The 12,953-nt window shown below is 42.8% G+C and carries 9 protein-coding genes; 7 read left to right on the forward strand and 2 right to left on the reverse strand.

All coding sequences use genetic code 11. The features are described from left to right. Positions 1–50: 50 nt before the first annotated feature. Positions 51–812, reverse strand: a complete 762-nt coding sequence (locus tag HUW48_RS05400; RefSeq protein ID WP_182414702.1) for an NUDIX hydrolase — start codon at positions 810–812, stop codon at positions 51–53. 120 nt (positions 813–932) lie between these two features. On the opposite strand from HUW48_RS05400, the gene HUW48_RS05405 reads away from it, so the two are divergent. The 6 genes from HUW48_RS05405 to HUW48_RS05430 all read left to right on the forward strand — a co-directional run bounded on the left by HUW48_RS05405 (position 933) and on the right by HUW48_RS05430 (position 9,502). Further along, positions 933–2,582, forward strand: a complete 1,650-nt coding sequence (locus tag HUW48_RS05405) for a carboxylesterase/lipase family protein (protein WP_182416283.1) — start codon at positions 933–935, stop codon at positions 2,580–2,582. Between the two features lie 232 nt (positions 2,583–2,814). Further along, positions 2,815–3,690, forward strand: coding sequence for an alpha/beta hydrolase (locus tag HUW48_RS05410; protein ID WP_182414703.1), 876 nt, complete (start codon positions 2,815–2,817; stop codon positions 3,688–3,690). 76 nt (positions 3,691–3,766) lie between these two features. Beyond that, on the forward strand, positions 3,767–4,654 hold the full coding sequence (locus HUW48_RS05415) for an alpha/beta hydrolase (protein WP_182414704.1): 888 nt from the start codon (positions 3,767–3,769) through the stop codon (positions 4,652–4,654). 11 nt (positions 4,655–4,665) lie between these two features. Then, a complete protein-coding gene (locus HUW48_RS05420; protein WP_182414705.1) occupies positions 4,666–6,216 on the forward strand; it encodes a carboxylesterase/lipase family protein in 1,551 nt (516 codons plus the stop codon). Between the two features lie 136 nt (positions 6,217–6,352). Continuing rightward, a complete protein-coding gene (locus tag HUW48_RS05425) occupies positions 6,353–6,967 on the forward strand; it encodes a 3-keto-disaccharide hydrolase (RefSeq protein ID WP_182414706.1) in 615 nt (204 codons plus the stop codon). 591 nt (positions 6,968–7,558) lie between these two features. Beyond that, positions 7,559–9,502 (forward strand): T9SS type B sorting domain-containing protein, encoded by a 1,944-nt coding sequence (locus tag HUW48_RS05430; protein ID WP_182414707.1) that lies wholly within the window; start codon positions 7,559–7,561, stop codon positions 9,500–9,502. A 134-nt stretch (positions 9,503–9,636) separates the two neighbouring features. Here HUW48_RS05430 and HUW48_RS05435 read toward each other — a convergent pair whose 3' ends face one another. Continuing rightward, a complete protein-coding gene (locus HUW48_RS05435; RefSeq protein ID WP_182414708.1) occupies positions 9,637–9,867 on the reverse strand; it encodes a hypothetical protein in 231 nt (76 codons plus the stop codon). A gap of 559 nt (positions 9,868–10,426) precedes the next feature. Between HUW48_RS05435 and HUW48_RS05440 the strand changes: the two genes are divergently transcribed. Then, positions 10,427–12,880: a bifunctional YncE family protein/alkaline phosphatase family protein gene (locus HUW48_RS05440; RefSeq protein WP_182414709.1), complete on the forward strand. Its 2,454-nt coding sequence runs from the start codon at positions 10,427–10,429 to the stop codon at positions 12,878–12,880. Positions 12,881–12,953: the final 73 nt, after the last annotated feature.

A 12,953-nucleotide genomic window follows, 5' to 3' on the forward strand; every position in this document is an offset into this window, starting at 1 on the left:
TATAGAAAGATAGATTAGAAACAGTTTGTTGACAATACTTGGTATAATTACTAAATAAAAAACAAGTTTCCTTCTTTAAGGCCAGCCTCATACTTTTCTTTATCAAACCGGTACAAATAAGGCGATTTATGGGCCCCACCTTTCCGGCGAGTAGGGAGCCGTTCTAAAATCCCTAAACCCAGCAGCTTTCTTTGGAAATTCCGAGGATCTAGTTTGCGGTCCAGGATGGTTTCGTAGAGCTTTTGCAGTTCGGGTAAGGTAAATTCGTGGGGTAGTAAATTGTAACCAATGGGTTGCCAGCTAAGTTGGTGGCGTAAGGCTTGCAGCGCCACCTGAATAATGTGATTATGATCAAAAAGTAATTTCGGAATATCCTGAATATCCCACCATTGGCATTCATCGGTGTAGGCATCTGGGGTAGGAGTAACGCTGGAATAATCGACTAAGGCATAATAACCAATAGAAACCGCCCGCTCGTACCAGAGATTGGGATCGAAAATCAGTTTTAATTTTTCCTGAATTTCGGCCCGATTGTAACGTTCTACTTCGCCAAAAACATGAAATTGCTGCAGAAAAATCTGATCCAAACCGGTTCGTTCTTTTAAGATCCGTTGAGCTGCGGCATTTACCGATTCGTTTTGCCGGACGGGACCACCCGGTAAACTCCATTCCTGAGTATTTTTCCAGCGCAGCAGCAACACCCGCAACTGATTATTATGAAAACCTAAAATAATGCAATCTAAGGTAAGTTGGGGAATCAACGAGGTATTTTCATCCGCAAATTTTGGGTCGGATTCCTTTTGTTTAGTCATTCAGTAAAATGATTTTTATTATGTTACTTTGACATATTCAAAAAAAGTTTCTATTATTATGTCAAAATAACATAATATAATTGAATCTTCTGTTCTAATCTAATTTAATTCCGCATGGGTATGGTAAAAAAGTTTGTTTTTTGTTTTCTGGTAACTCTCCCACTGTTGTCGTTCACTTACGCGCAAAGTAAAAGCAATACCGGGTTGAGTGCGAACCAGGCTAAAACCGCGAATGGTCTGGTAGAAGGAACGCAGGAAAAAAGCGGCATTCGGGTGTTTAAAGGTTTGCCTTTTGCGGCACCTCCGGTAGGCGAATTCCGTTGGCGGGAACCACAACCCGTTAAAAATTGGTCGGGAGTACGGCCGGCCAAGCAATTTGGCCCTAGAGCTATGCAGTTAGCCGTATTCGGCGACATGGGTTTCCGCTCCAACGGCATGAACGAAGATTGTTTGTACCTGAACGTTTGGACGCCGGCTAAAACCGGTAAAGAAAAACTGCCGGTACTCGTTTACTTTTTTGGTGGTGGCTTTGTGGCCGGCGATGGTTCTGAACCTCGTTACGATGGCGAGAGTATGGCTAAAAAAGGCATGGTAGCAGTTACAATTAATTACCGACTTGGCGTATTCGGCTTTATGTCGCATCCCGAATTAACAAAAGAATCCCCGCATCACGCTTCCGGCAACTACGGTTACCTCGACCAGAATGCCGCTTTGCGATGGGTAAAACAAAATATTGCGGCTTTTGGCGGCGACCCGGCCAAAGTAACTATTGCCGGCGAATCGGCAGGTTCTATTTCGGTGAGCGCGCAAATGGCTTCGCCTTTATCTAAAGGATTATTCGCGCAAGCTATAGGGGAGAGCGGTGCTGCCGTTAATTCTGGTTTAGATCCTGTTCCATTGGCCGAAGGCGAACAACAAGGAATAAAATTTGCCACTAATCAAGGCGCGAGTACATTAGCTGCTTTGCGGGCTATGCCAGCTCAGCAATTGTTAGAGGCGGCCGGTAAACTAGGAATTCCGGGTTTCCATTCTACTATCGATAATTATTTCTTCCCCAAATCGGCTACGGCAATTTTTAGTGCCGGCGAACAATCCAAGGTGCCGTTATTAGCCGGCTGGAACTCCGAAGAAATGACGCCTATGTTTGTACTCGGGCGAGAAAAACCAACTCCGGAAAATTTTAAAGCCGCCGTGGAGAAAATGTACGCGGGTCAAGCCAATGAAATTTTAAAAGCTTACCCGGGCACTACCGAAGAAGAAGTTTTACAATCGGCTACAAACCTGGCCAGTGACCGCTTTATTGCTTACAGTACCTGGAAGTGGTTAGATTTACACAGCCAAACCAGTGGTAAACCGGTATACCGTTATTTGTTTTCCCGCCCAAGACCTGCTATGACGCCGGAAATGGGTAATGCTTCGGCTGGTTTAGCGGGAGGAGTAGTGAAAGATAATTCGGCCAATGCGGTTACTTTGCCCCCTGCTAAAGGAGCTGTACACGCCGCAGAAATTGAATACGCATTAGGTAATTTGCCCTACAATAAAGTCTACGCCTGGACACCGGAAGATTACAAAGTTTCGAAAACCATGCAAAGCTACTTCGCTAATTTTATTAAAACAGGTAATCCTAACGGAACTGGCCTACCTAACTGGCCGGCTATGAAACCGGGTAGCCCGGCTCAGGTAATGAATCTGGATGTAAATACAAAAGCTGAAGCAGACCAAACCCGGGAGCGTTACCAATTACTGGATCAACTCCAGACTAAAAAGTAAATTTTTTAAACAAAACTGTAACAAAGGAAAACCTGAGACTCCTGGTTTTGGGCTCAGGTTTTCCTTTGTTACAATGCACTCCCTTTCATTTCTTAACACTAACCAACTTTTAAATTTACTGACTCAAAGTTTTTTTATAGAGCAAATTGCATCCGTAGGTCTTACAAACAGAAATTATCTCGCTTTTCAGTAAATAATCTTTACTTTTCCTTCTACTTACCAAATTAAATTTATGAAATTTTTATACTCTTTTCTTTTAGCAATTTTATTACTGCCCGCCGGTTATGTTTCCGCTGCCAAAGTAGATTCGCTGGATATTCCGAGTGCAGCCATGAACAAAACGTATAAGGCCGCGGTGGTGCTGCCAAATGCTTATGCCAAAAGTAAAGCTGCTTTTCCGGTGCTGTACTTATTGCACGGTGGGGGCGGGCATTTCAGCGATTGGCTCCGGCAAACTCCCGATAAGCAATTACTGCATAAATTAGCCGATCAGTACAAGATTATTATTGTAACTCCCGAAGGCGAAAGATTAGGAGGTTATTTAGATAGCCCTTTCCAGAAAGATAATCTCTTCGAAACATACATTACCAAAGAAGTAATTACTAAAATTGATAATACCTACCGTACTATTCGCGACCGTAAGGGCCGGGTAATTACGGGTTTAAGTATGGGCGGTCACGGCTCACTTTACCTGGCTACCCGACACCCCGATCTTTACTGCGCGGCCGGTAGCATGAGTGGTGCACTGGATTTGAACTCCGCCAATTGGAAAATAACGCCGGAATTTGCTAAGCAAATTGAACCCGGCTTTACGCGTATTTTAGGCCCATTAGGTTCCAAGCCCGATTATTACGCGGCTAATTCGGTGGTGTACATGACTAATAAAATGAAGGAGAACGACGTAAAATTAATTATTGATTGTGGAGTAGATGATTTTTTAATTGAGCCCAACCGGGAACTACACCGGCGGCTGGTTTACGAGAAAGTTCCGCACGATTATACCGAACGACCAGGAGGCCATACCTGGGATTATTGGGAAAACTCTTTACCGAATCACATACTTTTCTTCTATCAGATTTTGAAAAATAACAGCGTGGCGGTACTTTAAAAATTACTTTTTGAATAGATATGCCTACGTTGATTTTGTCACCGGGAGCTTAGTAGAATCTAATTGTTTATTTAACATGAATTTAGTAAAAAATTTATTGCTGGTTGGTTTTAGCTGGTGCTTTTTTGCTTCTACCAGTCAGGCGGCTAAGGTAGATACCCTGGATATTTCCAGTAAAGTAATGCAGAAAAATATCCGGGCCGCCGTGGTTCTGCCGGCCAGTTATAAAAAAGCTAAGAAGCCTTATCCCGTGTTGTATTTGCTGCATGGGGGCACTGGTAATTTCCGCGATTGGTTAACGAAAACTCCGGATAAAACTTTGCTGCACCGCCTAGCTGATCAGTATAATTTAATAATTGTTACCCCAGACGGTGGCCCCACCAGTTATTATTTTGATAGCCCCCTGGATAAAACGAGCCAGTACGAAACGTTTATTTCAAAAGAACTACTCGAAAAAATAGATGGCACTTACCGCACGGTGCACGAGCGAAAAGGTAGAATAATTGCTGGTCTTTCTATGGGCGGCCACGGCGCTATTTATATTGCCACCAAACATCCGGATCTTTACTGTGCCGCTGGTAGCATGAGTGGGGTAATGAATATTAATACAGCTACCTGGAAAGTACCAGCTGAGTTTGCCCAATCGCGGGCACAAAATTTTGCGCGTTTGCTGGGAGCACCGCAAGATTCTTTAAATCCTTATTCTGCTTATACCGCCGTAGGAATGACCGACCAGATAAAGGCGAGTGGTTTAAAATTGATTTTTGACTGCGGGGTAGATGATTTTTTAATTGAACCTAACCGCGATTTACACCGGCGTTTAACTGCCAACAAAACCCCGCACGATTATACCGAAAGACCCGGCGGACACACCTGGCAATATTGGGAAAATGCCTTACCTTACCAATTGATATTTTTTCATAAAGTACTAGTGGCAAATGGTGTTGCCATTCCTTTGTCTTAATTGATAACCTTATGTTTGTGACCGTACAAATAGTAATTTATTTTTTACTAAACTTCCTTTTTGCACCTGTTAATCCAAAGCCTCTTGCCCTGGGGGTTGTAAAAACGCAGGCTGGTTTAGTTTCCGGAATAAAAAATCAAGCGGGTGATGTAGCTATTTATAGGGGAATTCCATTTGCGGCCCCACCCATAAAAGACTTACGTTGGAAAGCTCCCCAACCCGTAAAACCTTGGTCGGGAGTGAAGCGCTGCGAAGTTTTTGGCCCTAGCCCCATGCAAGCTGATCCGGCCCCGTTTAGCATGTGGAGTGCTGAATTCTTAATTCCGAAAGAACCTATCAGCGAAGATTGTTTGTACCTGAATGTTTGGTCGGGTGTGAAATCTGCTGCCGAAAAAAGACCGGTGCTGGTTTGGATTTACGGGGGAGGATTTAATAGTGGCGGCAGTGCCGTACCCATTTACGACGGCGAAGCCTTGGCTCAAAAAGGAATTGTGTTTGTAAGTATTAATTACCGGGTAGGAATTTTTGGTTTCTTTGCGCATCCGGATTTAAGCAAAGAATCGGGTAAAAATGCTTCGGGAAATTACGGCTTACTGGATCAAATAGCGGCGTTGCAGTGGGTTCAGAAAAATATTGCGGCTTTTGGCGGCGATCCTAAGAATGTAACTATTGCTGGTCAATCGGCTGGGTCCATGAGTGTAAACTGCCTGGTTGCGTCGCCTTTAGCGAAAAATTTATTTGTAAAAGCCATTGCACAAAGCGGAGCCAATTTTTCAAGAGGTACTACTACCCTCCAGCAAGCCGAACAAGATGGTGTAAAACTAGCCCAAACGGTAAATGTTACCTCTCTGGCCGATTTAAGAGCTAAGCCAGCCAAAGAGTTAATGCAGCAAACGCAAGCCAGACGCGGGCCAATTATAGATGGTTATGTTTTACCAATGCCAATAGCCGAAATATTTGCTGCTGGCCAAGAAAACAAAGTAGCTTTATTAACTGGCTGGAACGAAGACGAAGGTTTAGTATTTGGTCCGTTAAAAACCGCCGAGGAATTTCGGAAACAGGCCGAACAGCAATATGGAGCAGAAGCTAAAACATTTCTGGAACATTATCCGGCCGGGGATGAAGCCCAAGCTATTAATTCACAGTACAGATTATCGCGGGATATGATTTTTGGCGTGCAAAATTATACTTGGGCCAATGTGCAAAGCCAGCAGGAAAAGCAAAAAGTTTTTGTTTATCGCTTTACCCGCAAAGTACCGGCCACCGGCGAGTACGTTAAATACGGCGCTTTCCATACCGGAGAGGTGCCTTACGCTTATAACAACTTAAAATTCGTAGACCGGCCGTGGCAACCCGTAGATCAGCAATTAGCTAGTTCTATGTCTGCTTATTGGGCCAATTTTATTAAAAATGGAAATCCAAACGGAGCAGGTTTACCCGAATGGCCGGCTTATAATCCTAAAAATAACCAAATCATGATTTTAGACGAGAAACTTACTTCTCGGCCACTACCCGATAAATCAGCTTTAGATTTTATAGCAACTAAAATGGAAAGTAAATAGCTAAATAAAGGAAAAGGCAGGTTTATTAAATACGTTTTCTGGTATTGTTATTCAACTTTATTGTTATTAGGCTTGAATCTGTAAGAAATAAACAATAGCTTTAATCGCACTTATTCAATTTTAAAATTAGATTTTCATGCATCACAAATCACTTGTTAAAACCTTCTTTCTCCTTTTACTGGCTACGTTCACTATTCAAGCCCAGGCTCAAACCAAATTGTTTAATGGTAAAAATTTAGATGGCTGGAAAGTGCACGGCACCGAAAAATGGTACGTAGATAAAGGGGAGCTTGTCTGCGAAAGTGGCCCGGACAAACAATACGGTTACCTGGCTACCGATAAAACCTACAAAGATTTTGAGTTAACTGTGGAGTTTAAACAAGAGGCAGACGGTAATAGCGGCGTATTTTTTCATTCTTCGCTCGATGGAACGAAAGTTTCGGGCTGGCAAGCAGAAGTAGCTCCTCCCGGTAAAAGTACCGGCGGCATTTACGAATCGTACGGCCGGGGTTGGTTGATTAAACCAGACCCGGAAAAAGATAAGGCTCTTAAAATGGGCGATTGGAATAAAATGAAAGTTCGGGTAGTGGGTAACCAGGTAACTACCTGGGTAAACGGCACCCAGATGGTAGAGTTAACCGATGAACAAATTGGGAGCAAAGACGGAGTTATTGCCCTCCAAATTCACGATGGCGGCGGTATAAAAGTGCGCTGGCGGAATATCCGGGTAAAAGAACTAAGTAAATCTTAGAGTATATTTTTCAACTTTTTTCTGATCAATGCCATTCCGAAAGGAGTGGCATTGATTTTTTAGGGAAGAATGTAAATTAAAAAACTTCACTTTAAAGTTGTAGGTGGTAGTAATTAACTAAGATAACACAAGTTTGAGCTTAAACGAAGCTAATATCCTGAAAAGCAACTTAAGTGATCTGGATGTAAAGTTTAGTTTTCTGGGCAAAGTAGTTGGTATGTTCTACCTTCCATTATGGCTTCCATTATGGCGCGGAAGTTACATTTCGTGCCTTACTTAATTGCTTTTTTCTAACAGGAGAAGCTTTTCTGGTTTATTGGAAAGGCACAGAAGTAACTTCCGCGCCATTGTGGAAGAATTAAATAAACAAGTGTTCCTAAGCGAAGTTTTAACCAGAGAGGGGATGGGGTGAGGCAAGGCAAAAAAGGTTTGCTGGTCAGGAGGCAAGCTCAGCCTTACTAAAAAGCATTAGCACTGCTGCCTGGAGACTTGAACAATCTCCATCAACAAACAATTATTAACCCATTCGTTTACAAATTAGCTCAAATTAAGTTAACTTAAGAGACCATTCTTTTCTTAATACTCAAACCTTTGTTTCGCATCTTTCCAATCCTCTTACTGGTTCTGAGTTTGGCGCCACTTGCCTGGGGCCAAAAATTCCAATGGGTAAAACAAGGGGGTGGAGCGGGTTTCGATGAGGGAAGTAGTTTATGCGTAGATGCCGCCGGAAATAGCTACGTAATTGGTACTTTTAGCGATACAGCCCAATTTGGTGATTTTACCGTTACGCCTACTTCTCTGGTAATTGATTTTAGCAAAGATGCTGTATTTATGGCCAAATACGATCTGAAAGGGCAGGAAATATGGGCTAGAAAAATAAGCGACTCTAACCTTGACTTCGGGAACGACATTGAGGTAGATAGTTTGGGCAATTTGTACGTGTCAGGAGGATTTAGCGGTACGGTTCAGTTCGGCAACACTACCTTAATCAGTTCTGGGTATGGAGATATGTTCTTCGCCAAGTACGACACCAATGGTAATTTTATCTGGGCAAAAAGGGGAGGTGGGTCTAGTTTTACTGTTGCGAATAACATTGCTTTGGATGGTAAAGGAAACAGTTATGTAACCGGTTACTTTCGGGCGAGCGCTGCATTCGGAAATTTCAGGTTAACCAGTTCGGGTAGGGACGATGCATTTTTAGTAAAATACGATAGCAATGGTAATGTTTTATGGGCTAAAAACGCCGGGGGAAACGCTATTACCGGCAGTGCAGTAGGAACCAACGCCGTGGTAACTCCTGCCGGCGATTGTTATTTAACGGGGTTCTTTTACAGTTCGGTTACCTTCGATGCGATTACGTTACCCGGCAGTAATAACCAGGAATTAAAAAAAAACGTGTTTCTGGCAAAATACGACACCGAAGGTAATGTACGTTGGGCAAATCAGATTGATAATCCCGAAGAAGATATTCCCGGAGGTTTAGCCGTAGATGCTGCGGGTAATTGTTACGCTATTGGTAGTTTTATTGGTTCCGCCACATTCGGTAGTATTTCTTTAACCAGCCACGGTGCCGAAGATGCTTTTGTGGCAAAGTATGATCCGGCGGGTAAGGCACTTTGGGCAAGAAACATAGGCGGACCAGATTCCGACAAAGGAATAGACTTGACTTACCAGAAAGGAAAAATATTTCTAACGGGTACTTTTAGTAATTCCGTAATTTTTCAGGATACGGTTTTAACGAGTAAAGGCGCTGCAGATTTATTTATTACGCAGTGGAATGAAATCGGCCAGGAAATTTTTACTGTACCAGCAGGCGGGGCGGCGCAGGATAATGTTCGTAAAATTGCTTTAGATTCTACCGGCAATGCTTACGTGGCAGGAAGTTTCGAAGCAACCAGCTATTTTGGCGCTATCTCCATTATCAGCCAGGGCAGTTTAGATGTATTCGTAGCTAAATTTGGTCAGCCTTATTCCGAACCTAATAGTAAGCCTTCTATTACTATCCAATCTTTCGCTGAGTTTAATTATTGCGCAGGTCCGGTGGTCTACGTTCCTTTTCGTACCAGTGGATTTTTTGAGGCGGACAATTCCTTTGTGGCCCAACTCTCCGATGCGGCGGGTTCCTTTGCTTCTCCTGTTATTATTGGTACCGGCTCTACTAGTCCTTTACTGGCTACTATTCCGGCAAATACGATGGCGGGCAGTGGTTATCGGATTCGTGTAGTGGCAGTTTCGCCAGCCATTAGCAGCAATGCCAGCGAAACTGCTTTAAACATATTTCCGCTGGGCTTAGGAGCTGCCATTCCTAATATTATTACACCCAACAACGATGGTTTAAATGATACTTTTGCTCTGGCTTTATCTTGTCAAAAAGTAGATTTAAAAGTATATAACCGCTGGGGCAAACTGGTTTACGAACAGGCCGAGTACCAAAATACCTGGAACGGTGCCAACCTTCCGGAAGGTACTTACTATTACCAGTTGCATTCCTCTAACGGGCTAAGCTGGAAAGGCTGGGTCGAGATAAGTCATTAGAATTGGGCGGGTGATTTTCTCTTTAGAATAACTTCTAGAGGGAATTAGTAATTTTTATTAAAACTCTATAAATACACAAGCCCCGTAAATTATAGGATTTACAGGGCCTGGGCTTGGTTTACTTGTTTCTTAGTTTATCGGGTGAAATATTTTCTTTGCAAATCCTCGGGTAAACCAATTCCTTCGAATCGGTAATTGCCGGTTTGCGTTTTCGCGAACTCCGTCCGTCGGGCATGTTCGTAAAGCGGGTGTGCCGATTCTTCGGCCCGGCAATCCTGGCAAAGCATATGAACGTTAAACCACGAAGCACGAAGCGAATCTGCTTCCGCCCCGCAGCGATGACAAATTTGTTTACAATAGCGCATGATCTTTATTAAGTTTGGTTGGGTGGTGGATTAAGGTTGTGGTTCTATATTATTTAAAAACTTTGTACAGGTAAAAACAAACTATTCAAAAAGAAAGGAAACATTAAGAACAGTTACTTTATCTTTTTGCCCATTTAATGTTCCGGTTCAATGGTAATGCCTGTTGCCTAATTTTTTCTTAGAATAATCAATAATTACTATATACAAACAAGATGCCAGCTATTACCTGCTTAAATTCTCTTTTTTGCTTTTAAAAAATTAATTTCGGGTAAAGCCTTTATCTATTAATATCCGGTAATTAGTTCAGGTTAACAGGTGATTATAAATTGTTTTAGAAATTCTTCTATAAAAGACAATGTAAGCACCAAAAGACTGGTTTAAAGCTTACATAAATTTGAGTTACTGGGTAATAAAGAATGGATTAGATTAGTAAATTTAGGGTAGGATAACAGAAAACTATACCTTCATCCGCGGCTCACTTTAAATTTTTGTTAAGTTTCAGTTACAGGTTAAAAACCCAAATTCGCCCATGTAATTTTACGCCTTAACTTTTTATACCATGAAGAAACAGCTTTATTCCTTGGTTTTATTTTTTGTTTTTATGGGTGTTGGGTTTACAGGTACTGCCCAGACTCCAACAAATAATCCGGAAGCAAAGAATGTACTGCTGCCAAATGGCTGGTCTTTAAGTCCGGCCGGACGTTCCTTACCTTTGGGCGATTTGCCATTAAACTTACAGTTAGCCCCTTCTAAAAAATTGTTGGCGGTTACTAACAACGGCCACGGCAACCAAATCATTCAGCTTATTAATCCTAAAACCGAAAAATTGCTGGATGAGAAAGTAATTAAGAAATCCTGGTACGGATTAAAATTTAGTGCCGATAGTAAAAAATTGTACGTTTCGGGTGGCAACGATAACCGCATTTTGGTATATCCCATTCAAAACAACAAATTAGGAACAGCCGATACGATAGCTTTAGGACAGCCCTGGCCCAAAGAAAAAATTAGCCCGACTGGCCTGGATGTAGACGATAAAAGAAAATTGCTTTACTCGGTTACCAAAGACGATAGTACTTTGTACGTAGTGGATTTAACTACCGGAAAAACCCGGCAAAAAGTAAAATTGGGTTCCGAAGCTTACGCCTGTTTGCTTTCGCCGGATAAAACCGAATTGTATATTTCGCTGTGGGGCGGCGATAAATTGGCCATATTTAACATTAATACTCAAAAAATTACCACTGAGATTAAAACTGAAAATCACCCGAATGAATTGCTGTTAACTAAATCGGGCAAGTACTTGTTCGTGGCCAATGCCAGTGATAATTCAGTTTCAGTAATAGATATTAAAGCTCGTAAAGTAATCGAAATTATTTCGGCTGCCCTGTATCCTACTAAATTAACGGGTTCTACTACCAATGCTTTGGCCTTAGCGCCCGATGAAAAAACCTTATACATTGGCAATGCCGATAACAACTGCGTGGCAGTTTTTAACGTGGAGGAGCCAGGTAAAAGCAGCGCTAAAGGCTTTATCCCAACGGGTTGGTATCCGACTAATATTAAAACTTTAGGCAAAAAAATAATGGTAGCTAATGGTAAGGGCTTTTCGTCACTGCCTAATCCGGCGGGGCCGCAACCCGTTAAAGTAACGGATAATAGCGGTTCGCACCGGGGAGTTACAGATAAACAGGAAGTGCAATACATTGGTGGTTTATTTAAAGGAACCTTATCTTTTATCGACCGGCCGAAAGAAGAACAGCTAAAGATTTACTCGCAACAAGTATATAAAAATACCCCGTTTAACCTACAAGCCGAAGCGCAAGCGAAAAGCGAACCGGGTAATCCTATACCTGGCAAGCTAGGGGAGAAATCGCCGATTAAGTACGTTTTTTACGTGATTAAAGAAAACCGGACCTACGACCAGATTTTAGGTGATATGAAAGAAGGCAACGGCGACCCCAATTTGTGTTTGTTTCCCGAAAAAGTTACGCCCAATCACCACGCGCTAGCCCGCGAATTTGTATTGCTCGATAATTTTTACGTGAATGCCGAAGTAAGTGCCGATGGGCATAACTGGAGTATGGCCGCTTACGCGAACGATTACGTGGAGAAAACCTGGCCTACGAGTTATAGCGGCCGGGGCGGAACCTACGATTACGAAGGAAGCCGGAAAATTGCTTATCCCCGCGATGGCTTTATCTGGGATTATTGTTTACGGGCCGGCGTAAGCTATCGCAGTTACGGCGAATTTGCGAATAAAGGAAAAACCAGTTTAAAGTCGTTACGAGGGCATATTTGCAAAGCGGCTCCCGGTTTTGATATGGATATTAAAGATGTAGAGCGGGTCCGGATCTGGAAGCAGGATTTTGATTCTTTGCTGGCAAAAAACGCGGTGCCGCAATTTAGTACCATTCGCTTGTCTAACGACCATACCAGCGGCCAGCGCAAAGGCAAAATTACTCCTATTGCGGCCGTTGCCGATAATGATTTGGCATTGGGTCAGTTGGTAGAACATATTTCTAAGAGCGGAATCTGGAAGGAATCGGCCATTTTTGTGCTCGAAGACGATGCCCAAAACGGTCCTGATCACATTGATGCCCACCGTTCGCCGGCCTTTGTTATTAGTCCGTATACCAAACGCAATTCAGTTAATCATACCATGTATACCACTTCCGGGGTGTTGCGGACCATGGAGTTAATTCTGGGTTTACCACCCATGAGCCAGTACGATGCTGCGGCTTTACCTCTGTTTGGTTGTTTTTCGTCACAACCTGATTTAACGGGTTATAGTGCCAAGCCAGCGCAGGTAGACCTGGAAGAACGAAACGTAGCCTGGAATAAAAGTGCGGAACGGTCGGAGCATTTTAATCTGGCCGCTGAAGATTCTGCGCCGGATCTGGATTTGAACGAAGTAGTCTGGAAATCAATAAAGGGCGAAGATTCCGTAATGCCGGCGCCTCGCCGTAGTGCCTTCTTAAAATTGAAAGCAGAGGAAGAAAACGAGGAGGAGGATTGATGGGTTGAATATTCTATTTTTTAGTAAATCTAAATGGCGCTACTCACAGTAAATTAGGTGGATCAATCAGGTA

Origin of the sequence: Adhaeribacter radiodurans, from assembly GCF_014075995.1 — a bacterium.
GTDB lineage: Bacteria > Bacteroidota > Bacteroidia > Cytophagales > Hymenobacteraceae > Adhaeribacter > Adhaeribacter radiodurans.